General features: G+C 68.8%; 21 protein-coding genes. 3 read left to right on the top strand and 18 right to left on the bottom strand.

Annotated features, from left to right (window positions below):
* Positions 1-29: 29 nt before the first annotated feature.
* From pcaF to J2848_RS11150, 11 genes are all read right to left on the bottom strand, one after another.
* Positions 30-1,238, bottom strand: coding sequence for a 3-oxoadipyl-CoA thiolase (gene pcaF / locus J2848_RS11200; RefSeq protein ID WP_149231086.1), 1,209 nt, complete (start codon positions 1,236-1,238; stop codon positions 30-32).
* A complete protein-coding gene (gene paaI, locus J2848_RS11195) occupies positions 1,231-1,680 on the bottom strand; it encodes a hydroxyphenylacetyl-CoA thioesterase PaaI (protein ID WP_149231085.1) in 450 nt (149 codons plus the stop codon). The genes pcaF and paaI overlap by 8 nt, the downstream gene beginning before the upstream one ends.
* Entirely contained in the window at positions 1,677-3,341 is a 1,665-nt protein-coding gene (paaH, locus tag J2848_RS11190; RefSeq protein WP_149231084.1) for a 3-hydroxyacyl-CoA dehydrogenase PaaH, read from the bottom strand. The genes paaI and paaH overlap by 4 nt, the downstream gene beginning before the upstream one ends.
* A complete protein-coding gene (paaG, locus tag J2848_RS11185) occupies positions 3,341-4,150 on the bottom strand; it encodes a 2-(1,2-epoxy-1,2-dihydrophenyl)acetyl-CoA isomerase PaaG (protein ID WP_246193810.1) in 810 nt (269 codons plus the stop codon). The genes paaH and paaG overlap by 1 nt, the downstream gene beginning before the upstream one ends.
* Positions 4,147-5,826: a phenylacetic acid degradation protein PaaN gene (gene paaN / locus J2848_RS11180; protein WP_149231083.1), complete on the bottom strand. Its 1,680-nt coding sequence runs from the start codon at positions 5,824-5,826 to the stop codon at positions 4,147-4,149. Before paaN ends, paaG begins: the two co-directional genes overlap by 4 nt.
* Before the next feature lie 40 nt (positions 5,827-5,866).
* The gene (paaE, locus tag J2848_RS11175; RefSeq protein WP_149231082.1) at positions 5,867-6,946 is read right to left on the bottom strand and encodes a 1,2-phenylacetyl-CoA epoxidase subunit PaaE; all 1,080 of its coding nucleotides are present in this window, start codon (positions 6,944-6,946) and stop codon (positions 5,867-5,869) included.
* A gap of 46 nt (positions 6,947-6,992) precedes the next feature.
* Complete coding sequence (paaD, locus tag J2848_RS11170) at positions 6,993-7,514, bottom strand: 1,2-phenylacetyl-CoA epoxidase subunit PaaD (protein ID WP_149231081.1); 522 nt, start codon at positions 7,512-7,514, stop codon at positions 6,993-6,995.
* A 7-nt stretch (positions 7,515-7,521) separates the two neighbouring features.
* The gene (gene paaC / locus J2848_RS11165) at positions 7,522-8,286 is read right to left on the bottom strand and encodes a 1,2-phenylacetyl-CoA epoxidase subunit PaaC (RefSeq protein ID WP_149231080.1); all 765 of its coding nucleotides are present in this window, start codon (positions 8,284-8,286) and stop codon (positions 7,522-7,524) included.
* Positions 8,287-8,301: 15 nt separating this feature from the next.
* Positions 8,302-8,589: a 1,2-phenylacetyl-CoA epoxidase subunit PaaB gene (gene paaB, locus J2848_RS11160; RefSeq protein WP_149231079.1), complete on the bottom strand. Its 288-nt coding sequence runs from the start codon at positions 8,587-8,589 to the stop codon at positions 8,302-8,304.
* A gap of 38 nt (positions 8,590-8,627) precedes the next feature.
* Entirely contained in the window at positions 8,628-9,641 is a 1,014-nt protein-coding gene (paaA, locus tag J2848_RS11155) for a 1,2-phenylacetyl-CoA epoxidase subunit PaaA (protein WP_149231078.1), read from the bottom strand.
* A gap of 363 nt (positions 9,642-10,004) precedes the next feature.
* A complete protein-coding gene (locus J2848_RS11150; RefSeq protein ID WP_149231077.1) occupies positions 10,005-10,841 on the bottom strand; it encodes a Crp/Fnr family transcriptional regulator in 837 nt (278 codons plus the stop codon).
* A gap of 275 nt (positions 10,842-11,116) precedes the next feature.
* On the opposite strand from J2848_RS11150, the gene J2848_RS11145 reads away from it, so the two are divergent.
* Positions 11,117-11,335 (top strand): hypothetical protein, encoded by a 219-nt coding sequence (locus tag J2848_RS11145; protein ID WP_246193809.1) that lies wholly within the window; start codon positions 11,117-11,119, stop codon positions 11,333-11,335.
* Positions 11,336-11,373: 38 nt separating this feature from the next.
* Here the strand turns inward: J2848_RS11145 and J2848_RS11140 are convergent, their stop codons facing one another.
* The 3 genes from J2848_RS11140 to J2848_RS11130 form a co-directional block, all read right to left on the bottom strand.
* Complete coding sequence (locus J2848_RS11140; RefSeq protein ID WP_149231075.1) at positions 11,374-13,716, bottom strand: hybrid sensor histidine kinase/response regulator; 2,343 nt, start codon at positions 13,714-13,716, stop codon at positions 11,374-11,376.
* Positions 13,717-13,722: 6 nt separating this feature from the next.
* Positions 13,723-14,847, bottom strand: a complete 1,125-nt coding sequence (locus tag J2848_RS11135; RefSeq protein WP_246193808.1) for an ABC transporter substrate-binding protein — start codon at positions 14,845-14,847, stop codon at positions 13,723-13,725.
* A gap of 323 nt (positions 14,848-15,170) precedes the next feature.
* Positions 15,171-15,596 carry an OsmC family protein gene (locus J2848_RS11130; RefSeq protein ID WP_149231074.1) on the bottom strand — a complete coding sequence of 142 codons (426 nt, stop codon included), beginning with the start codon at positions 15,594-15,596 and terminating at the stop codon, positions 15,171-15,173.
* A 317-nt stretch (positions 15,597-15,913) separates the two neighbouring features.
* On the opposite strand from J2848_RS11130, the gene J2848_RS11125 reads away from it, so the two are divergent.
* Positions 15,914-17,911 (top strand): methyl-accepting chemotaxis protein, encoded by a 1,998-nt coding sequence (locus J2848_RS11125; RefSeq protein WP_149231073.1) that lies wholly within the window; start codon positions 15,914-15,916, stop codon positions 17,909-17,911.
* Positions 17,912-17,929: 18 nt separating this feature from the next.
* Here the strand turns inward: J2848_RS11125 and J2848_RS11120 are convergent, their stop codons facing one another.
* The 4 genes from J2848_RS11120 to rimO form a co-directional block, all read right to left on the bottom strand.
* Positions 17,930-18,181 carry a hypothetical protein gene (locus tag J2848_RS11120; RefSeq protein ID WP_014189516.1) on the bottom strand — a complete coding sequence of 84 codons (252 nt, stop codon included), beginning with the start codon at positions 18,179-18,181 and terminating at the stop codon, positions 17,930-17,932.
* Between the two features lie 110 nt (positions 18,182-18,291).
* Positions 18,292-18,471: a hypothetical protein gene (locus tag J2848_RS11115; RefSeq protein WP_149231072.1), complete on the bottom strand. Its 180-nt coding sequence runs from the start codon at positions 18,469-18,471 to the stop codon at positions 18,292-18,294.
* A 69-nt stretch (positions 18,472-18,540) separates the two neighbouring features.
* Entirely contained in the window at positions 18,541-18,888 is a 348-nt protein-coding gene (locus tag J2848_RS11110) for an HNH endonuclease (protein WP_149231071.1), read from the bottom strand.
* Positions 18,889-18,913: 25 nt separating this feature from the next.
* Positions 18,914-20,233 (bottom strand): 30S ribosomal protein S12 methylthiotransferase RimO, encoded by a 1,320-nt coding sequence (gene rimO, locus J2848_RS11105; protein WP_149231312.1) that lies wholly within the window; start codon positions 20,231-20,233, stop codon positions 18,914-18,916.
* Between the two features lie 442 nt (positions 20,234-20,675).
* Here rimO and J2848_RS11100 point away from each other — a divergent pair, with 442 nt between their 5' ends.
* Complete coding sequence (locus J2848_RS11100; protein WP_149231070.1) at positions 20,676-21,128, top strand: MarR family winged helix-turn-helix transcriptional regulator; 453 nt, start codon at positions 20,676-20,678, stop codon at positions 21,126-21,128.

Genomic DNA, 21,128 nt, shown 5'->3' with positions numbered 1-21,128 from the left:
GCTTGGCGGCCGGTATTGCCGGTTTTCGTTCAGACCCGCTCCACCATCATGGCGATGCCCTGGCCGACGCCGATGCACATGGTGCAGAGCGCGCGGGCTGCCTTGCGGTCCTCCAGTTCCATCACCGCGCTGGCGACCAGACGGGTGCCGCTGGCGCCCAGCGGATGGCCGAGCGCGATGGCGCCGCCGTTGGGGTTCACATGCTCGGCATCGTCGGGCAGGCCCAGCATGCGCAGCACGGCGAGACCCTGGGCGGCGAAGGCCTCGTTCAGCTCGATCACATCGACATCGCCGATGGTCAGGCCGAGGCGGGCCAGCAGCTTCTGCGTTGCCGGCGCCGGGCCGATACCCATCACGCGCGGCGCCACGCCGGCCACGGCGGTGCCGACGACGCGGGCGCGCGGGGCCAGGCCATAGCGCTTCACGGCGTCGGCCGAGGCGACGATCACCGCGGCGGCGCCGTCATTGACGCCCGACGCGTTGCCGGCGGTGACGCTGCCGCCCTCCTTGCGGAAGGGGGTGGAGAGCTTGGCCAGCGCCTCCAGCGTCGTGTCGGGGCGGAGATGCTCGTCGGCGGCGATCACCACTGGCTCGCCCTTGCGGCGGGGGATGCTGACCGGGACGATCTCGCGGGCGAGGCGGCCGGACTCCTGGGCACGGCCGGCGCGCTGCTGGCTGCGGACGGCGAAGGCGTCCTGGTCGGCGCGGGAGATGTTGTAGTCGGCGGCGACGTTCTCCGCCGTCTCCGGCATGCTGTCGATGCCGAACTTCGCCTTCATCAGCGGATTGACGAAGCGCCAGCCGATGGTGGTGTCGAAGATCTCCGCCTGCCGGGAGAAGGCGCTGTCGGACTTGCCCATGACGAAGGGGGCGCGGGTCATGCTCTCCACCCCGCCGGCGACGATCAGGTCGGCCTCGCCCGCCTTGATGGCACGGGCGGCCATGCCGATGCTGTCCATGCCGGAGCCGCAGAGGCGGTTGACCGTGGTGCCGGGCACCGTATCGGGCAATCCTGCCAGCAGCGCCGCCATGCGGGCGACGTTGCGGTTGTCCTCGCCGGCCTGATTGGCGCAGCCGAGGATCACGTCGTCGACGGCGGACCATTCGACGCCGGGGTTGCGCTCCATCAGGGCCTTCAGCGGCACCGCGGCGAGGTCGTCCGGGCGCACCGGGGCCAGCCCGCCGCCGTAACGGCCGAAGGGAGTGCGGACGGCGTCGCAGAGGAAGGCTTCACGCATGGGATGCTCCGGGAACGGGGATCACGGTGCCGGCGAGGCGCGCCGACTGGCCGCGGAACAGGCCGACCACCGTGCCGTCCTGGTTGGTGACGGTGACGTCGTAGACGCCGGAGCGGCCGCGCTTGTGCACTTCGCGGCATTCGGCGGTCAGCAGGTCGCCCAGCTTGGCCGGCGCCGGGAAGGTGATGGAGCAGCCCGCCGCCACCGTCACTTCGTTCGCCGCGTTGCAGGCATAGGCGAAGGCGGTGTCGGCCAGGGTGAAGGTCATGCCGCCATGGCCGATGTCGTGGCCGTTCACCATGTCCTTGCGCACGCTCATCGCCATGCGGGCGTAGCCGGGGGCGATCTCCAGCAGCTCGATGCCGTGGGCCTGGGCGCAATGGTCGCGCTCGTACATGCCGCGGCCGACCGCTTCGGCGAGGGATTGGGGGGTGTCGGTCATGCGGAAAGCTCCTTACCCCCTCTCCCCCCCGGGGAGAGGGTTGGGGTGAGGGGGATGCGCGGCGTGGATTCGGCGATGGTGTTGGAGTGTCCGCTGCTTGTTGAGCCACGCGGTGCGACCCCCTCACCCTGACCCTCTCCCCGGGGGGGAGAGGGAATATGGGATGCGGAGATCCTCCGGCGCAGCAAAGCCGACGCGCGGTAGCGGTCCTCGCCGTAGGTGCGGGCCAGGGCGTCGAGCACGGCCAGCACATGGGGCAGGCCGATGCGGTCGGCCCAGGCCAGCGGACCCAGCGGGTAGTTCACGCCCTTGGTCATCGCGATGTCGATATCGACGGCGCTGGCGACCCCCTGCATCGTCGCGTCGGCCGCCTCGCTGGCGAGCATGGCGACGGTGCGCATCACCACCAGACCGGGGGCGTCGTCGATCACCGACACCGCCTTGTCCAGCGCCTGGAACAATCCGGTGGCGACGGCGACCGCCTCGGACGGCGTGCCGTCGGCGGGGGCCAGCGCCACGCGGGTCGCCTTGGCATAGTCCAGCGCCAGATCGAACAGCACCAGCGGAGCGATGCCGTCCTCCGCCGCTCGGGCGGTGGCGGTGCGGCCATCGGTCAACGCCAGGGTGACGCCATCGGCGACGAGCAGGCCGGGGCCGGCGGTTTCCTCGATGGCGATGCCGGCCTCGCGCAGAAGCCCCACCAGCGCAGCGGCGGAGCCGAGGTCACCTTGCACCAGCACGCGGTCAGGTTTGGCGGCCGGTTCGGCGTTGCGCGGCACCGGCTTGGCGGCGCCGGGGCTGTGGTCGTAGAAGCCGCGGCCGGTCTTGCGGCCGAGACGCCCGGCTTCGACCAGCTCCTGCTGGATCAGCGAGGGCTGGAAGCGCGGGTCGCCGAAATAGGCGGCATGGACCGAGCGGGTGACGGCGAAGTTCACGTCATGGCCGATCAGGTCCATCAGTTCGAACGGCCCCATGCGGAAGCCGCCAGCCTCGCGGGCGACGGCGTCGATGGTGGCGGGATCGGCGGCCTGCTCCTGCACCAGCCGCAGCCCTTCGGCGTAGAAGGGGCGGGCGACCCGGTTGACGATGAAGCCGGGGGTCGAGCGGCAGTGCACCGGGCTCTTGCCCCAGGCCTTCGCCGTGTCGAACAGCGTATCGAGCACCGCCGCATCGGTGGCGAGTCCGCTGACGATCTCCACCAGCGCCATCAGCGGTGCGGGGTTGAAGAAATGCAGCCCGGCCAGCCGTTCCGGCCGCCGCACCCCGGCGCCGATCGCGGTGACCGACAGCGACGAGGTGTTGGTGGCGAGGATGGCGTCGGCGCCGACGATGTCCTCAAGCTCCGCGAACAGGCGGCGCTTGACATCGAGGTCCTCGACAATGGCCTCCACCACCAAGCCGGCGGGGGCGAGGTCGGACAGGCCGTCGACGGCGCGCAGCCGGGCTACCGTGGCATCGCGCTCCGCCGCCGTGCGCTTGCCCTTCTCGACCAGCGCTGTCAGGGCCTTGGCGATGGACTCGACGGCGGCCTGCGCGGCGCCGGGGCGGCTGTCGGTCAGCAGGACCGGGTGGCCGGCCTGCGCCGCGACCTGGGCGATGCCCTGGCCCATGGCGCCGGCCCCGACCACCGCGACGGTAACGGAGGGAGCGAGCGCCGCCATCACCGCCCCTCGAACTTCGGCGCGCGCTTCTCAACGAAGGCCGACACGCCTTCGCGATAGTCGTGCGAGCGGCCGGCCTCGCGCTGTAGATCGCGTTCCAGGTCGAGCTGGGTGTCGAGGTCGTTGGCGGAGGAGGCGTTGAGTGCCCGCTTGATCAGCGCCAGCCCATGCGTCGGCTGGGTGGCGAGATGGCGGGCGAGCGCGCCGGCCTCCGCCATCAGCGTGTCGTCGTCCACCGCCTTCCAGATCATGCCCCAGGCTTCCGCCTGCTCGGCCGGGACCTTGTCGCCCAGCATGGCGAGACCCATGGCGCGGGCATGGCCGACCAGACGCGGCAGGGTCCAGGTGCCGCCGCTGTCGGGGATCAGCCCGATCTTGCAGAAGGCCTGGATGAAGCTGGCCGAGCGCGCCGCCAGCACGATGTCGCAGGCCAGCGCGATGTTGGCGCCCGCCCCGGCGGCGACGCCGTTCACCGCGCAGACCACCGGCATCGGCAGGCTGCGCAAGGACCGGATCAACGGGTTGTAGTTGGTCTCGATCGACACGCCGAGGTCCGGACCCTGGGCACCGGGAGCGACGGCACGATCGGACAGATCCTGGCCGGCGCAGAAGCCGCGCCCGGCGCCGGTCAGCAGCAGGCAGCGCACGGACTTGTCGTCGCGCACCTCGGCGACGGCTTCGCGCAGCTCCTCATGCATCGCCGCGGTGAAGCTGTTCAGCCGGTCCGGCCGGTTCAGCGTGATGGTGGCGACGCCGTCGGCGATGTCGAGGAGGATGGTCTTGTCGCTGCTCCCCATTTTCTCGCTCATTGTGCGGCCTCCAGCACCGGGACGCGGCTCTGCACCACGCGGAAGCGGTTGGCGACGAAGGCGAGGTCGCACAGCGCCGCGTTGGCCGCCGGGTTGGCGCCGGTGCCGTGGAAATCGCTGAAGGCCGCCGACTGGTTGACGAAGACGCCGCCGGTGAGGTTGACCGACAGGGCGACGCCGGCCTCGACGAACAGCTCGGTCGCCTGCTCGATCAGCTGCGGATCGGTGCTGTAGAGGCCGGTGGTCAGCGCCCCCTTGGTCCGGGTCAGGCGGGCGGCGCGTTCCAGGCTGTCGGCGGTGCCGTCGGTCTTCACGATGATGGAGATCGGGCCGAACAGCTCATGGCCGTACTTGTCCTCGTCGGCCGCGTCCATGGTCAGGATCAGCGGGGTGCGGATACGGGCGTCGGGGAACCTGGGATGGGCGATGGCGCGCGACGGCAGCACGACGGTGCCGAGCTTCGCCGCCTCGTCGATGCGGGCCAGCGTAGCGTCGGACTGGATGGCGCCCAGCACCTCCACCGCGCGTTCCGGGTCGGACAGGAACTTGTCGACGCCGCCGGCCAGCGCCGAGACCACCTGATCGAAGCTCATGTGCTCAGGCCCGGCCTGGATGCCGTCCCTGGGCACGAAGATGACCTGGGTCGTCGTGCACATCTGGCCGGAATAGAGGCTGAGCGTGAAGGCGAGGTTGCGCACCATGCCCTTGGGGTCGTCGGTGCCGTCGATCACCACCGTGTTGACGCCGGCCTTCTCGGTGTAGACCTGGGCCTGGCGGGCGTTCTGCTCCAGCCAGTCGCCGAAGCCGGTGGAGCCGGTGTAGTCGATCACCGCCACTTCGGGCCGCAGCGCCAGATCCTTGGCGATGGTGTCGCCGATGGCGAGCGTGACGAGGTTGGGGTCGAGCCCGCACTCCGCCAGAACCTCGCGCGCGATCTTTACGGTGATGGCGAGCGGCAGGATGGCGGTCGGGCCGGGCTTGACGATCACCGCATTGCCGGTGACGAGGCTGGCGAACAGGCCGGGATAGCCGTTCCAGGTCGGGAAGGTGGCGCAGCCGATGACCAGCCCGACGCCACGGCCGACCACCTCGAAGCGCTTGTCCATCACCAGCGGCGGGTTCTTGCCCTGCGGCTTCTCCCAGCGCGCCGCCGGAGTCTGGTCGGTCATCGCCTTCCAGCCATAGGCCACCGCCTCCAGCCCGCGGTCCTGGGCGTGCGGGGCGCCGGCCTGGAAGGCCATCATGAAGGCCTGCCCGGTGGTGTGCATCACTGCGTTGGCGATCTCGAAGCTGCGCGCGTTGAGCCTTTTCAGGATTTCCAGGCAGACGCCGGCCCGGCCGTTCGGCCCGGCCTTGCGCCAGCCTGGCATCGCCGCCTTGGCCGCCTTCACCAGCGCGTCGACATCCGACACCGGATAGGTGATGCCGAGGTCGAAGCCGAAGGGCGAGCGCTCGCCACCCGCCGTTCCGGTCACGCCCGGCTGGTCCAGCTCGAAGGGCTTGTCGCGGTAGGCCGCGAAGGCCGCGTCGCCATCCGCCGCCGCCGTCTCGCCATAGGCACGCGGGCTCGGCATTTCGGGGAAGGCCGACCAGTAGGCGCGGCTGCGGCAGGCCTCGACGGCCTTTTGCAGTGTCGCCTCGTGCGTCTCGAACAGGGCTTGCGGTGTGGTGGTCATGGCGGGGCGTTTCCTCGTTGTCGTTGTTGGCTGTCTTTGCTCAGGCGGCGTCGAAGTCGATGACGACCCGTTCGGTCAGCGGGCGCGACTGGCAGGTCAGCACATAGCCGGCCTCGACCTCCCACGGTTCCAGCGAGTAGTTCTCGGCCATCTCGACCTTGCCTTCGCGCACCCTGGCGCGGCAGGTGCAGCAGACACCGGACTTGCAGGAATAGGGCAGGTCGGCGCCATGCCGGTGGGCGGCATCGAGGATGCTCTCGCCGTCATAGGGCAGCGTGAATTCCTTGCGCTTGCCGTCCTGCAGGATGGCGACAGTGGCGGCGTCGGTCGGCGTGTCGGTTGCGGCCTTCTTCACCGCCGGGCGCGCGGACGTCGTGGTGCCGAACAGCTCGACATGGATGTTGGCGGCGGGCGTGCCGCAGGCGGCCAGCGCGTCGCGCACCTCCTCCACCATCGGCTGGGGGCCGCAGAGGAAGGCGGCGTCGATGTCCTCGGCCTTGAGCGGGCCGGCGCACAGCTCGCGCACCAGTCCGGCGCCGATGCGCCCGCCCAGCAGCCCGGCCTCTTCCGGCTCGCGGCTCAGCACATGGTGGATGACCAGCCGGCCGATATAGCGGTTCTTCAGATCCTCCAGCTCCTCCCGGAAGATGATGGAGGAGACGGTGCGGTTGCCGTAGACCAGCACGAAGCGGCTTTTCGGTTCCTGCGCCAGCACGGTCTTCAGGATCGACATCACCGGGGTGATGCCGCTGCCGGCGGCGAAGGCGACATAGGTGCGGGCGGCGTCCGGCGAGAGGGGCGTGTGGAAGCGGCCCATCGGCGTCATCACCTCCAGCACGGCGCCGGGTGCCAGCGACTGGTTGGCGTGGGTGGAGAACAGCCCACCATCGACCTTCTTCACCGCCACCCGCAACTCGCCGTCTCCCACGCCGGAGCAGATCGAGTAGGAGCGCCGCACCTCCTCGTCGCCGATGCGGGTCTTGAGGGTGAGGTACTGGCCCTGGACGAAGCGGAAGCGGTCGGCGAGATCCGCCGGCACATCGAAGGCGATCGACACGGTGTCCGCGGTCTCCCGCCGGCACTCGCGGATGGTCAGCGGGTGGAAGCTGGGGCTGGTCATGGGCTCGGGATCCTTGCGGGGCGGAGGGAGCCTCCGCCGAAGCCACTCAATGGCATTTGAACACGTCGAACGGTTCGAGGCAGGCGTTGCAGGCGTGCAGCGCCTTGCAGGCGGTGGAGCCGAAGCGGCTGATCTGGCGGGTGTCCTCCGATCCGCAACGCGGGCAGGCGATCACCTCGTCCGGCGCGGTCAGCGACCGCTTGCCGGAGGACGGCGGCGGGACGATGCCGACCTCGGCCAGCTTTTCCCGGCCGGCGTCGCTGATCCAGTCGGTCGTCCAGGGCGGGGCGATCACCACCGAGACGCGGGCGTCGAGGCCGGCGCGGGCCAGGGCGGTTTCCGCCTCCATCACGATGACGTTGGTAGCGGGGCAACCGGAATAGGTCGGGGTCAGGGCCACCGACAGACGGCCTTCCGTGTCGGCCGAAACGGCGCGGACGATGCCGAGATCGACGATGCTCAGCACCGGGATCTCCGGATCCATCACCCCGGCCAGCGCATCCCAGGCGGCCCTCACCACCGCATCGGCGCCCGGTTCCGGTCCCCAGCAGCCCACTGCATCCGGCATCTCGCCCTCACCAGTTCGCGTCGGGATAGGCGCGCGGCAGGAACTGCATCTCGGCCAGCAGATAGCCCAGATGCTCGCTGTGCTCGCCGCGGCGGCCGCCCTTCTGCATCCAGCCGTCGGCCGGACGGTCGAGCGTTGCCTCCTCCAGCACTGCTTCGACGCGGGCGGTCCAGGCGGCCTTCAGCTCGGCCGGGTCGGGGACGATGCCGGCGGCGACCAGCGCCTGTTCCGCCTCGTCGCGCTCGAACATCTCGCCGGTGTAGGGCCAGAGCCGGCCCAGCGCGTCGGCGACCCTGGCGTGGCTGACGTCGGTGCCGTCGCCCAGCCGGATCAGCCAGTCACCGCTGTGGCGGACATGGTAGCGCACCTCCTTCACCGCCTTGGCGGCGATGCCAGCCAGCGTCTCGTCCCTGGAGGCGCAGAGGCGCTCATACAGCTCCACCGCCCAGACATCGTGCAGGAACTGGCGGACGATGGTGTGGCCGAAGTCGCGGTTCGGCTGCTCGACCAGCAGGTGGTTGCGGTAGTCGAAGACGTCGCGCCGGTAGGCGAGGCGGTCCTCGTCGCGGCCCTTGCCCTCCAGCTCGCCGGCATAGGTCAGCAGCATGCGCGCATGGCCGACGAGGTCGAGCGCGACGTTGGTCAGCGCGATGTCCTCTTCCAGCTCCGGCGCATGGCCGCACCATTCCGACAGCCGGTGCCCCAGCACCAGCGACGTGTCGCCCAGCCGCAGCGTATAGCCGAACAGGGCATCCTTGAGATCGGTGCTCATCAGATGGTCTTCCGGCTAGATATTTTTGACGTCGGCGGGAATGTCGTAGAAGGTCGGGTGGCGATAGACCTTGTCGTCGGCCGGATCGAACAGGCTGGCCTTCTCCGTCGGGTCAGACGCCGCGATGCTGGCGGCGGGGACCGCCCAGATGCTGACGCCCTCGCCGCGGCGGGTATAGACGTCGCGGGCATTGTCCAGCGCCATGCGGGCATCGGCGGCGTGCAGGCTGCCGACATGCTTGTGCGACAACCCGTTCTTCGGCCGGATGAAGATCTCGAACAGCGGCCAGTCCTTACGGTCCATCGTCTCGTCCCCTCGGAATTCTTGCCCTTGGATTTTTGTTAGCCGGCCTTCTTGAGGGCGCGCTGCTTGCGTTTGGCGGCATGGGCGGTGGCGGCCTCGCGCACCCAGGCGCCGTCGTCCCACACCTTGCGGCGGGCCTCGATGCGCTCGCGGTTGCAGGGGCCGTTGCCCTTCAGGATCTCGTTGAACTCGGTCCAGTCGATGGCGCCGAACTCGTAATGGCCGGTCCCGGCGTTGAAGCGCAGCTCCGGGTCCGGGATGGTCAGGCCGAGGAACTCAGCCTGCGGCACCGTGGCGTCGACGAAGCGCTGGCGCAGCTCGTCGTTGGAGAAACGCTTGATCTTCCAGGCCATGTTCTGGGCGGAGTGGGCGGACTGGTCGTCGGACGGGCCGAACATCATCAGCGACGGCCACCACCAGCGGTTCAGCGCGTCCTGCGCCATCCGCTTCTGTTCCGGTGTGCCCTGGGCCAGCGCCAGCATCAGCTCGTAGCCCTGGCGCTGGTGGAAGCTCTCCTCGCGGCAGATGCGGACCATGGCGCGGGCATAGGGCCCGTAGGAGCAGCGGCAGAGCGGCACCTGATTCATGATCGCCGCACCGTCGACCAGCCAGCCGATGGCGCCGATGTCGGCCCAGGTCGGGGTCGGGTAGTTGAAGATGCTGGAATATTTGGCCTTGCCCGACAGCAGCTGACCGACCAGCTCGTCGCGCGACACGCCGAGCGTCTCGGCGGCGCTGTAGAGGTAGAGGCCGTGCCCGCCCTCGTCCTGCACCTTGGCCAGCAGGGCCACCTTGCGGCGCAGCGTCGGCGCGCGGGTGATCCAGTTCCCTTCCGGCAGCATGCCGACGATTTCCGAATGGGCATGCTGCGAGATCTGGCGGACCAGCGTGCGGCGGTAGCCCTCCGGCATCCAGTCGCGCGGCTCGATCTTCTCCTCGGCGTCGACGCGCTCCTGGAAGCGTCCCTGGAGAGCGGCTTCCTGCTCCGTCACCAGCCGGGGAGACGGTTGAGCACCCTGCTCGGCCTTGGCATCCAAACCCTGCGTGTACATCGGCATCCCCGAGATGGATTGCGCGTCCAGCGAACATTTTCTGAGAGAAAAATATGATACAGATCAACGACTGTAAAGCAGAATTATGTGTCGCTTTTGGGATGGGCGGCGGCGTCAGGGAAAACCGTTATTTTTCAATTTGTTGATTTAAGGAATGACAGTGCATCCCGGGCTGCTGTCCACTGAAAATGCGCGCGCCAGGGCATCCGCCGATACACAGACGGTGTGGTTCTGCGGATTTTGTGCGATGCGGAATGGATAGGCTGAAGAGGGGAAGGCGCTGCCGCCGAAATGACTGATTGGGGCAGTGGGAAAATCCCCCTCACCCTGGGGCGAGAGGGGGATTTGAACGGGTTTGGGCCCCTATGCCTTCGCCCGGTCTTCGCCGTCGGGGCGGACGCCGTTGTGGCCGTTCTGGTGGTGGTGGGCGCCGGAGAAGGCGCGTTCCAGACGGCGCGGGGCGCGGATCAGGTGGAGATACAGTTCGTCGAACTGGCCGACGGAGGCGAGTTGGCGCACGTCGTTGACGGTGATGCGCTGGCCGTTCAGTTCGATCAGGCCGCTGTCGCGCAGACGGCGCAGGGTGCGGTTGATGTGAACGATGCTGAGCCCCAGTGCATCGGCCAGGATCTCCTGCGTCACCGGCAGGACGAAATGGCCGTCGGTCACCATGTTGACGACGCTGAGGCGGCGCAGAAGCTCGACCAGCAGGTGGGCGGTGCGCTCCAGCGCGGTGCGGCGGCCCAGGCTGAGCAGCCGTTCGGCGACGATGGCCTCCTCCCGCGCGCCGGACCAGGCCAGCGCGGCGGCAAGGCGGGGGAAGGACTGGAACAGCTCGCCGATCCGTTCGGGCGGAAAGCTCGCCACCTCGACCGGGGTCAGGGTGGTGACGCTGTGGTCGGCCGATTCGAACAGCGTGCAATACATGCCGATAATGTCGCCGGGCAGGACGAAGTTCACGACCTGACGCCGGCCATCCGGCAAGGCCTTATGGCGGATCGCCCAGCCTTCCCGCATGATCCGCACGTCCCGATATCTTTCGCCCTGCTGGAGAAGATCGGTGCGTGGCGGCTCACGAGCGATTGTCCTTTCCAAATCGGCCAGGTACATCTTTTCCTCATCCGACAGGACGAGGTAGCTGCTCAATTTGAGCCACAGTGGAGTGGGGTCGAGGGCGCGGCTCGCCGGGGCGCGAGTCATGGTCGTCTCTTTGCCTTCTTTGTCCTAATATTGGCGTTTCGATAAACGCGCCTGCAGTTGAGCCGGTTCCGCGTGGTCTCGAACGTTTAGGGTTTTCGGCGAAGGCGGCCACAACATAGGTTAATCGGCCGAATATTTTTCTCGAACGGTCTGTGACGCGCAGCCGACCCCCTTGTTGTTCCCTATGCAATTGGACCTATCGGCGGCAGGGCCGGGCGGGAAGGAAATCCAGTCAGACGGGGGGCATGATGACGGCGGAGGACGGAGCGGCGGGTATGGCCGCTCTCTCGATTTGTGAATCGCTGGTGATTGCCATGGTCGAAAAGGGCCTGCTCACGGCGGAGGAGGCCCGGGGCGTGCTGGAGGATGCGGCAGCCGCCCATCTGCGCCAGGAAACGCCTGGATTGGTGAGCGGGCGTCAGGAACTGGCGGTGCGCGCCATCGAACGGCTGGTCCTGCAGGTGGATGCCGCCGGACATTCCAGCCCCGGGTGACGCCCGGCCGCCGGTGACACTATGGAGGGTCGGCGCGATCAGCCCGGCAGAACAGCCTGATCATGCCGACCGCCGGCTTCGCGTCCGCTCCGCTCCAGAAGGGCATCGCTCAACAGCTGTGCCACCTCCTTGGCGGCGATGGGCTTGTGCAGGATGCGATAACCGCTGGCTTCGGCATCGGCGATGCGTTCCGGCGCGGTGTCGCCGGTCAGCACCACGCTGGTCGGGACCGCGAGGCCGCGGCCGCGCAGGGCAACCTCGACCGCGTGGATGGCTTCCAGGCCGGTGGCCCCGGCCTCCAGCCGGTAGTCGGCGATCACCAGATCGGGCGGACGCTCCTGGTCGCGCAGCAGGCGCAGCGCATGGCCTGCACTGTCGGCCGGCGTCGCCCGCCAGCCGAAATCCTCGATCAGCAGGGTCAACCCTTCGCGAACCAGCGGGTCGTCGTCGATGACCAGGGCGGTGCCGCGCCCCGGCTCCGGCGCCTGTTCGGCCGGCATGGCCGTTGACGGAGCTTCGATGGCCGCAAGGGCCGGGGTGGGAATCTCCAGCGTGAAGCAGGAGCCCCTGTTCGGCCGGGAGGCGACATGCACGCGGTATCCCAGCAGCCGTGCCAGCCGGTCGACGATGGCGAGCCCCAGCCCCAGCCCCTTGCCGCGGTCGCGGGTGGGGTTGGAGACCTGATAGAATTCGTGGAAGATCCGCTCCAGATGTTCGGGCGGAATGCCGATGCCGGTGTCGTAGACCTGGATGCGCAGAACTCCGCGGGCATGGCGGCAGCCCAGCAGGATGCGGCCATGGTCGGTGTAGCGCAGGGCGTTCTCCACCAGATTGCGGATGATCCGCTCCAACAGCGCCGGATCGGCGTTCAGCGTCACGCCGGTGGGGACGCTGCGGAAGGCGACCCCCTTCTCCGCGGCGCGCAGGCTGTATTCGCCCTCCAGCCGGGCGAAGATGGTGCCGAGCGACACCGCCTGCACATTGGGCGACACCGTGCCGGCATCCAGCTTGGAGATGTCGAGGATGGCGTCGAGCAGGCGGCAGAGCGCGTCCATCGATGCCTCGATGCTGCCGACCAGGGCGGCGGCGGGATGATCGCCCAGCCGGATCGCCAGGGCCGAGGTCAGCAGGACCAGCGACTGCACCGGCTGGCGCAGGTCATGGCTGGCCGCCGCCAGGAAATGCGTCTTGGCGGCGTTGGCACGCTCCGCCACCATCAGCGCCATCACCGCTTCCTGGCGCGAGCGTTCCGCCTCGTTGCGGGCGCCTTCCGCCTCGGCGCGGGCCTGCTCGGCGCGCTCGGCCAGCGTGCGCTGGATGGTGATCTCCTCCGCTGCGCGCATCTCGCGCTCGCGCTGGATGCCGGCGATGTGGTCCAGCATGGCGTTGAAGCCGCGCGCCAGGGCCGAGACCTCGTCGTTGCCGCGCACTTTGGCGCGCTGGCCGGTGAAGCCATCGGTGGCGATGGCGCCGGCCAGCCGCTCCAGCTCGCGCAGGGAGCGGGTCATGTGGTTGCCGACGGCGCGGCTGCCGACATAGATCGCCAGCAGGGCGGCCAGCCCCACCATGCCATAGGCGGGCAGCATCCAGGACAGCAGCGTGGAGGTCGGCGTTTCCGGCGCCTCCAGCCGCAGTGTCAGCCCGAGATTGGCCAACCGTTCCGGCACGGTCAGCGGCACCGTCACCGTCATCATGTCGGGTGGCACCGGCGCCGGCGGCTCGCCGGCGAAGAGAAGCTCCGCCTCCGGATGCAGGACCAGGGAGTCGAGCGGCACCTTGTAGAGCAGCGCCCCCTCCGGCGATTGGGTGCGGGAGTAGGCCAGCATCTCCGCCGCCAGCAGGAATTGCGTGTCGCCCTGCTGCACCACGCGGGCGGCGGGCTTGCCGGTAGCGACGGTGGCGCGCAGCCAGGCCATGTCGGCGGGTGCGATGGCCAGCGGAGCGGCATGGCGGCCGTTGTCGGCGATCGGCTCCCCTTCGAAATCGGTGAAGACCAGCGCCACCGGCACGCTGGCGATGTGGTTGAAGCTGCCGAGGAAGGGGATCAGGTAGGTTTCCTTGCCGGCGGAATCGACCAGGGCGGTGGCGAGCACGCTGTTGTTCGCCAGTTCGCGCACCGTCGTCACCAGCGTGTTCAGCAGCCCTTCGGTCTGGCGGGCGGCGAGGCTGGCGTTCGCCTCCACATTGGCATGGTGCTGGCGTGCCAGATGGCGGCTGGACACCACATACAGGCTGGCGCCGATCAGGATGGCGATCAGCACGCCCAGCATCAGCGACACCAGCGCGAAGCGGCGGGCCAGCCGGCCGGAGGTCAGCATCCGCTGGGCGGCGCGCGGGACGGTGCCGTAAACCGGCGGATCGATGGGGGTGGGATCGGTCATCTGTTCTCAATCCACCGGGACCAGCACGCCGTCGGCGCGGAAGCGGGTCATCAGCAGGTCGTCAGGGCCAAGCGCCTCGTGCCGGCCGGGGGCGAAGGGGCGGTCGAAGTCGCGGGTCACGCCGCGATAGGGGCCGACCTGTTCCAGTGCGTCGCGCACGGCGGCACGGTCGGTGGTGCCGGCGCGGTCGATGGCCAGCGCCAGGATGCGGGTCAGGTCGTAGGCGTGCAGGAAGCCGACCGGCGACACGATGTCCTCCGGCCGGCGGATGCCGAACAGCCGCCCGGCGGTCTCCAGCACCGGGGCCAGCCGGTCCGGCGGGATGCGGAAGGGGCTGACCGTCTGGATCACGGTGAAATCGACCTCATGCAGGGCCGGTCCGGCCTGCCCGGCGAAATCGCCGCCGGTGACGCCCCAATGGCTGAGAATCGGCAGCCGCCGCTGCGGCGGCAGGGCCGCCACCTCGCGCACCAGAACGGCGGCCTCGTCGTCGTTGGCGACCAGCAGGATCGCCTGGGCGCCGGCCTCGGCGAGCGCCTGATACTTGTCGATCAGCGAGCGGTCGCGCCAGTTGTACCAAGCGGTACCGGCCAGATCCGGGACCTTGCGGCCGGCGAGATAGCGATTGGCGGCCTCCAGGTTGGAACGGCCCCAGGCGGTGTTGGTCAGCAGGAGGCCGATGCGGGTCAGGCCCCGGTCGGCGGCGCGCTTCAGCAGGAAGGGCATCGCCAGACTGTCGCGCAGCGACAGGCGGAAGATGTAGTTGGGCTCCATCCCGTTGTCGACGATGGCGTCGGCCGACGACCAGGGGGCCAGGAACAGCGTGCGGGTCTGCTCCAGCACCGGCAGCTCCTCGATCACCACCGGGCTGAACCGGCCGCCGAACACGGCGATCAGGTCGGGGATGGTGGCCAGTTCCCGGATGTTCTTGATGCCGCGGGCGGAGATCGACCGGTGTTCGCGCGTGATCAGTTCCAGCGGCCGGCCGCCCAGCACGCCGCCCTGGCGGTTGACGTCGTCGATGGCGGTCAGGATGCCGCGTTCGATGGATTCTGCCGAGGTGCTGTTGGTCAGCCCGAATTCCCCGTCCAGCGCCAGCACCACAGGCTCCCCGGCCGGTTTCGGGGCCACCTGCGCGGCAACCGGCATCGCCGCAAGCGAAAGTGCTGCGGCAAGCAGAAAAAGGACCGGCCGGAGTAGGCGAAGGACTGCGATAAACATTGACCGTCGTTCGAATGGATCGGCGGACGGAAGAGGGGCTCCCGCGCACGCAACGCGGCACTATGGGTGGGCGGAAGCGGTGGGGTCAATCTGCCCTTCGGCAGAGCAAAGCGTCCGGAGGACATGGCCCATAGCGGCAGCCTAACCATTGGCGGAGCACGTTATTATCTGCACCGGCACGCTTGCCGCCGATGAGGCGCCGCCCGGCGGTGGGCGGCACCTCCCCCCGGCAATCAAAGCAGCTTGGCGGTCAGGCTGATCTGGGTGCCGGCCAGCGCCTTCGACACCGGGCAATTGGCCTTGGCGCCGTTCGCCTGTTCCTGGAAGGCGGCCTCGTCGATGCCGGGGATTTCGGCCTCGCACTCCAACTCGATCCGGGTGATGGCGAAGCCGGCGCCGGCCTTCTCCAGATGCACCTTCGCAGTGGTGTGCACGCGGGTCGGCGTGTGGCCGGCCTGGGCGAGCCCGGCCGACAGCGCCATGGAAAAGCAGCCGGCATGGGCCGCCGCGATCAGCTCCTCCGGATTGGTGCCCTGGCCGTTCTCGAAGCGCGACGGGAAGGAATAGCTGCCCTCGAAGGCGCCGCTGCCCAGCCGCATCTTGCCGCTGCCCGATTTCAGGTCGCCGCGCCATTCGGCATCCGATTGCCGCATCGCCATGATGGTGTCTCCCCATTTCAGTTTCGACCATGTCGGTTTTGTCCGCCCGGCCGCAAGGCGCGGAACGGGCCGCTCATGACCTAGATCCCGGACCGGGCGCCGCCAGCGGCCTAGCCGTTTGGAGAGGGATGCCCCTCCATGCCTATCTATGCGCCAACCGGCCCAGAGCTTGGACAGTCAGTGGGCGATGCTCATCCTTTGATCCTGCATTTTCAGACGATTGGATGTCGGCCCGCATTTTGCGTCTTGGTCCCCGGGGAAGGGGCCGACTCCAAAGGACCGGCCCCTTCGACTGATTTCCCTGCAGGAGGGCAGCAATGGCCAGGACCGTCTCGAACCGCGATCAGTACGCAGCCGCAAGTTTCGTGCTGGTGACGCGTTTCCGGCGCATGCGGGAACTGGAGCAGCTGCGCGCCGTCTGCGGTTTCGTTTCCACCGTGTCCGGCTTCGTCCATGAACTCCAGAAGGAGCGGGGATTGTGGAACCTGCGGCTGACCAGCGGCGATGGCCGCGTCGGCGGGCAGATCGCCATCCGGATCGATGCCCAGATGGCGCTGTGCCGGCAGCGTGAGCAGGAGATGCTCGCCGCCCTGGCCGGGCTCGACCGCATCGCCCATGGTCCGGCACTGTTCGGTGCCATCCGGCAGGCCATGGCGGAGGTGGACGCACTGCCGGATCTGCGGGACCGTGCCGGCCGGAACGAAGTGTCGGCGCGGGAGATGTTCGCCGCGCTGTGCGTCCTGGTCGGACGCCTGCTGGCCATCGTGTCGGCGGCGGCCGACGCCGTGACCGACCCGGCCGTCTCGCAGGCGCTGATCGCCACCTTCAACCTGATGCAAGGCAAGGAGCAGGCCGGGCAGGAACGGGCGACCGGTGCCGGCGGACTGTCGGTCGGACGGTTCGAGCCGGCGCAGCACCGGCGTTTCCTGGCCCTGATCGCCGCACAGGAGCGCTGCTTCGAGACGGTGTCGCAGACCGCGACGCCGTCCCGTGCTGCCGTGCTGCGGGACCTGCTGGCGGATCAGGCCGAATTCGAGCGGATGCGCATGGCGATGCGCAAGGATGGTCTGGCCGGGAGTGTCGCCGGTTTCGACGCGCCGTCCTGGTTCGCCGCCGCCACTCGGCGGGTCGACGGGCTGAAGGCCGTGGAGGACGCGCTGGTCGCCGATCTGGAGGCGATCTGCGGGACGGCGCTGGCGGAGGCGCGCCGGGAGTTCGTCCGGCCCTTCGACGGCGTGGCGGTGCCGGTGCGCCTGATGATGTGGTGGACGCGCCGTGCTTTGCTGGCGGAGGCGCGGCGTGCGGAACGGGTCGGCCGCGCCATGGCGCCGGTGGCCGGCCGGCTGCTGGACGTGGCTAACGCGCCGTCCTGGGTGCTGGAGGCCGCGCGGCGCTTTCGCGACGGGCCGGATGCCACCGCCTCGCTCGCCGACCAGCAGCAGCGCGAACGGGCCCTCGCCGAGGAGCGGCAGCGCAGCATGGAGGATGCCCTGCACAGCTTCGGCAGCAGCAGCGACGGCGCCCTGTCCACCATGACGGCGATGGCGGCCCGCATGCACCACAGCGCAAGCCGGATGTCCGATCTGGCGGGCGAGAACAGCCAGCGGTCGCTGAGCATGGCGGGGGCATCGCGCCAGTCGCTGGACGGCGTGCGGACCGTCGCCACCGCGGCGGAGGAATTGAGCGCCGCCATCCGCGACATCAACCGCCAGACCGAGGAAAGCCTGCGCATCACCAGTGCTGCGGTGGCGGAGGTGGAAAGCACCGGCACCATCATCGGCGGCCTCCAGGACGCCGCCAACCAGATCGGCAAGGTGGTGGAACTGATCGCCGGCATCGCCGGACAGACCAACCTGCTGGCGCTGAACGCCACGATCGAGGCGGCGCGGGCGGGGGAGGCCGGCAAAGGGTTCTCGGTTGTGGCGGGGGAAGTGAAGACGCTGGCATCCCAGACCGCCCGCGCGACGGAGCAGATCGCCGGTCAGGTCACCGGCATCCAGGACGCGGCCCGGGCGGCGGTGGGCACGATCGACACCATCCGCGGCACCGTCGGCAGCATGAGGGACATCGCCGCCCGCGTCGCCGCCGCCCTTGCCCAGCAGGAGGCGGCCACGGAACGCATCGCCACCACCATCCAGCAGGTCGCGGCGGGTGCCGAAACGGTGTCGGTCATCGTCGACGGCGTCGCCGCGGCGGCCGACGACACCGGTTCCATGGCCGGTCAGGTGCTGGAGGCCGCCCGCGACCTGGACATGCTGGCGCGCAGCCTGCGCGACGACCTGACGGGGTTTATCGCCACGGTGCGGGCGGCGTAAACGGAGAGGCGTGACGGCTCACGCCTCCTGGACGGTCTCGATTTCCGACAGATCGGACAGGCGGCGGGCCAGCCGTTCGGTGCAGCGCACCTCCAGGATGCCGAAGCCGGCGTTGGGGGCGATGGCGTGGAGGTCGCCGGCCATGCCGTTCTCGCTGGCCAGCCGCCGCACCCGCTCCACCATCGCGTCGCGTTCCGGCCGGCCGGGGCGCAGGCCTGGCAGCGGGCGGGTGAAGTGCAGCTTGTAGCGCTTGAAGATCGAGGGGGCCATTCTGCTCACGGAAGCCGGCTTACGGGTGCGAAGTGGGGGCGGCCCCTGGGAATGAGGTCCGCGGGCGCCGTCCCCCGGATCTCGCACAGGCCGGCGGTGCGATGCCAGACTTACTTCTTGGGCTCGACATTCTCCGCACCGGCGCGGGTGCCGCCGAAGCGGTCGGCGCCCTTGGCGTCGGGGACGTCCGGCTTCTTGTGGTTGCCAGTGTTCTGCTCGCCGTCGGTGTGGCGGACGGTCTGTTCGGTGTGGGGCTGCTTGTTCTGCTGGTTGTGGGGCTGGCCGGGCATCGGGGGGTTCTCCCTTTATATAAGGTGTCCCCCGTTAACCGGATCAGGCCGCTTTGGTTTCAGGCGCCGTCACCGTTGCCGTGCGATTGCCTGCGCCACGGCCATCCACCGCTCCTCCTCGTCCATCCCCCCATCCTCGTTGCGCAGGGTGCGCAAGGGGGGCCAGACGCCGAGCCGGCTGGAGCGGCGCAGGGCGAAGAAGCGGTCGAGTTCCTCGCGGGTCGGCAGCCGGTCGTCCTTGCGCTGGTTGCAGCGGCGGTGCGCCAGCACGACGTTGGCCGGATCGTCGATCCCGCCATAGGCCTGGGGGATCAAATGGTCGAAGGTGGCCTTCGCTCCCACCGGCCCGTCGCAGAAGAAGCAGCGCCCGCCCTGCTGGACGTCCATCAGTCTGGTGTCGTCCGGCGTGACGGGCATGGCGCTCTCCTGTTGATCGGCGGGGTTACAGGTCGCGCTCGACGCTGCCCCACAGGTCGTACTCGTCGGCATGCTCGATGGTGACGTCGACCATGTCGCCCGGCTTCAGGCTGGTCTCGCCGTTCAGGAAGACGTTGCCGTCGATCTCCGGTGCGTCGGCGTAGGAGCGGCCGATGGCACCGTCCTCGTCGACTTCGTCGATCAGCACGCCCAGCGTGTAGCCGACCTTCTGCTGGAGCCGTTCGGCGCTGATCGCCTTCTGCGTCTCCATGAAGCGCTCCCAGCGCTCCTGCTTGACCTCCTCCGGGACGGCGCCGGGCAGGTCGTTGGCGGTCGCACCCTCGACCGGCTCGTACTTGAAGCAGCCGACGCGGTCGAGCTGGGCCTCCTTCAGCCAGTCCAGCATGAACTGGAAGTCCTCCTCCGTCTCGCCGGGGAAGCCGGTGATGAAGGTGGAGCGCAGCACCAGATGCGGGCACTCGTCGCGCCATTTGCGGATGCGGTCCAGCTGCTTTTCCTGGGCGGCGGGACGGCGCATCGCCTTCAGCACGGTGGGCGAGGCATGCTGGAACGGGATGTCGAGATAGGGGAGGATCCTGCCCTCCGCCATCAGCGGGATGACCTCGTCCACATGCGGGTAGGGGTAGACGTAATGCAGGCGGACCCACAGGTCGAAGTTCGCCAGCTCGTTGCACAGGTCGAAGAAGCGGGTGCGGACCTCGCGGTCGTACCATTGCTCCGTCTTGTACTTCACGTCGACGCCATAGGCGCTGGTGTCCTGCGAGATGACCAGCAGTTCCTTGACGCCGGCGACCGCCAGCTTCTCCGCCTCGCGCAGGACCGAATGGATCGGCCGGCTGACCAGATCGCCGCGCAGGGACGGGATGATGCAGAAGCTGCAGCGGTTGTTGCAGCCTTCGGAAATCTTCAGGTAGGCGTAGTGGCGCGGGGTCAGCCGCAGCCCTTCCGGCGGCACGAGGTCGGTGAAGGGGTTGTGCGTCGGCGGCACGGCGTCATGCACCGCGCTGACCACCTGTTCATACTGGTGCGGACCGGTGACGGCCAGCACGTCGGGGTGGATTTGCCGGATCATGTCCGATTCCACGCCCATGCAGCCGGTGACGATGACCCGCCCGTTTTCCTTGATCGCTTCGCCGATGGCGTCCAGCGACTCCTTCTTGGCGCTGTCGAGGAAGCCGCAGGTGTTGACCAGCACGACGTCCGCGCCGTCGTAGCTGGGGGAGATCTCGTACCCCTCCGCGCGCAGGCGCGTCAGGATACGCTCTGAATCGACGAGCGCCTTCGGGCAGCCGAGGCTGACGATGCCGACCTTCGGGGCGCCCATGGTCTGGGCGGCGGCCGGCGATGCGGACTTCGGAACGGGGGATGTGGTCATCGCGCGCGTATACCGCCGAATCGAAGATTACGCCAGTGAAACATGGCGACGAAACGACCGAAGCATGGCGGCCATACCGGATTCGCCTGGGAATGCCGGGGCTTCGGGGACTTCCGATCCTTATCCATCCTTTCGCCAAGCTCAAGCCGATGCGACAATTTGCAACAAAAGGATGAAGTGTTCCAGGTTCCGTTTTCTGTTCGATCCCGCTATTATATATGACGATCTCATGATCGAAGTGGCTGCCGCCTTACAGCGATAGCTGCCTGCCTTTTGATGCGCCCATCGTATAGCCACTAAACTTTATAGAGTGGAAAAAATGGACTTCGCAAAAGTGCGCGGCGTTGCTGCGGGCCGGACGTCGATCGGAGCCGGATCCATCGGAGCCGCCATGGACTTCGCCGAACCGGATCATGCGGGTGCCGCCTCGCCGCAGGCCATTGCCGACGTGATGCTGCAGATCGCCCACATCGCCGACAGCCTTGGCTACACCCATGGGCTGAAGCCGTCGCAGTGGACGGCGCTTCGCTATTTCGCCGGTGCCAACAACAGCCAGCGCACCGTGTCGGCCTTTGCCGATTTCCACGCCACCACCCGCGGGGCCGCCTCGCAGATGGTCGAGGTGCTGGTGGGCAAGGAGCTGCTGGTCCGTGTCCCGGTTCCGGAGGACCGCCGCGTCACCCAGCTGCACCCGACGCCGAAGGCGCTGGAACTGCTGCGCCACGACCCGCTGAACGACTTCGCCGGCGTCATCGCCGGGCTGCCGGACGACGACCAGTACAAGCTGGCCGAAACGCTGACCAGCCTGCTGCGCGGCCTGCTGGAAAAGCGGCAGTCGGTCTGA

Origin of the sequence: Azospirillum lipoferum, assembly GCF_024170005.1 — a bacterium.
Lineage (GTDB): Bacteria > Pseudomonadota > Alphaproteobacteria > Azospirillales > Azospirillaceae > Azospirillum > Azospirillum lipoferum.
The sequence above is the reverse complement of the archived record's forward strand: the minus strand, read 5'-3'. Positions and strand labels throughout refer to the sequence as shown.

Excerpts from the sequence above, each read along its gene's own strand:
- paaN (WP_149231083.1), bottom strand. The coding sequence starts at position 5,826 with ATGACCACCACACCGCAAGCCCTGTTCGAGACGCACGAGGCGACACTG.
- paaD (WP_149231081.1), bottom strand. The coding sequence starts at position 7,514 with ATGCCGGATGCAGTGGGCTGCTGGGGACCGGAACCGGGCGCCGATGCG.
- J2848_RS11150 (WP_149231077.1), bottom strand. The coding sequence starts at position 10,841 with ATGACTCGCGCCCCGGCGAGCCGCGCCCTCGACCCCACTCCACTGTGG.
- paaC (WP_149231080.1), bottom strand. The coding sequence starts at position 8,286 with ATGAGCACCGATCTCAAGGATGCCCTGTTCGGCTATACGCTGCGGCTG.
- paaE (WP_149231082.1), bottom strand. The coding sequence starts at position 6,946 with ATGACCAGCCCCAGCTTCCACCCGCTGACCATCCGCGAGTGCCGGCGG.
- J2848_RS11140 (WP_149231075.1), bottom strand. The coding sequence starts at position 13,716 with ATGACCGATCCCACCCCCATCGATCCGCCGGTTTACGGCACCGTCCCG.
- paaI (WP_149231085.1), bottom strand. The coding sequence starts at position 1,680 with ATGACCGACACCCCCCAATCCCTCGCCGAAGCGGTCGGCCGCGGCATG.
- paaG (WP_246193810.1), bottom strand. The coding sequence starts at position 4,150 with ATGAGCGAGAAAATGGGGAGCAGCGACAAGACCATCCTCCTCGACATC.
- paaH (WP_149231084.1), bottom strand. The coding sequence starts at position 3,341 with ATGGCGGCGCTCGCTCCCTCCGTTACCGTCGCGGTGGTCGGGGCCGGC.
- J2848_RS11125 (WP_149231073.1), top strand. The coding sequence starts at position 15,914 with ATGGCCAGGACCGTCTCGAACCGCGATCAGTACGCAGCCGCAAGTTTC.
- J2848_RS11130 (WP_149231074.1), bottom strand. The coding sequence starts at position 15,596 with ATGGCGATGCGGCAATCGGATGCCGAATGGCGCGGCGACCTGAAATCG.
- J2848_RS11120 (WP_014189516.1), bottom strand. The coding sequence starts at position 18,181 with ATGGCCCCCTCGATCTTCAAGCGCTACAAGCTGCACTTCACCCGCCCG.
- J2848_RS11115 (WP_149231072.1), bottom strand. The coding sequence starts at position 18,471 with ATGCCCGGCCAGCCCCACAACCAGCAGAACAAGCAGCCCCACACCGAA.
- pcaF (WP_149231086.1), bottom strand. The coding sequence starts at position 1,238 with ATGCGTGAAGCCTTCCTCTGCGACGCCGTCCGCACTCCCTTCGGCCGT.
- rimO (WP_149231312.1), bottom strand. The coding sequence starts at position 20,233 with ATGGGCGCCCCGAAGGTCGGCATCGTCAGCCTCGGCTGCCCGAAGGCG.
- J2848_RS11100 (WP_149231070.1), top strand. The coding sequence starts at position 20,676 with ATGGACTTCGCCGAACCGGATCATGCGGGTGCCGCCTCGCCGCAGGCC.
- paaA (WP_149231078.1), bottom strand. The coding sequence starts at position 9,641 with ATGTACACGCAGGGTTTGGATGCCAAGGCCGAGCAGGGTGCTCAACCG.
- J2848_RS11110 (WP_149231071.1), bottom strand. The coding sequence starts at position 18,888 with ATGCCCGTCACGCCGGACGACACCAGACTGATGGACGTCCAGCAGGGC.
- J2848_RS11145 (WP_246193809.1), top strand. The coding sequence starts at position 11,117 with ATGGCCGCTCTCTCGATTTGTGAATCGCTGGTGATTGCCATGGTCGAA.
- paaB (WP_149231079.1), bottom strand. The coding sequence starts at position 8,589 with ATGGACCGTAAGGACTGGCCGCTGTTCGAGATCTTCATCCGGCCGAAG.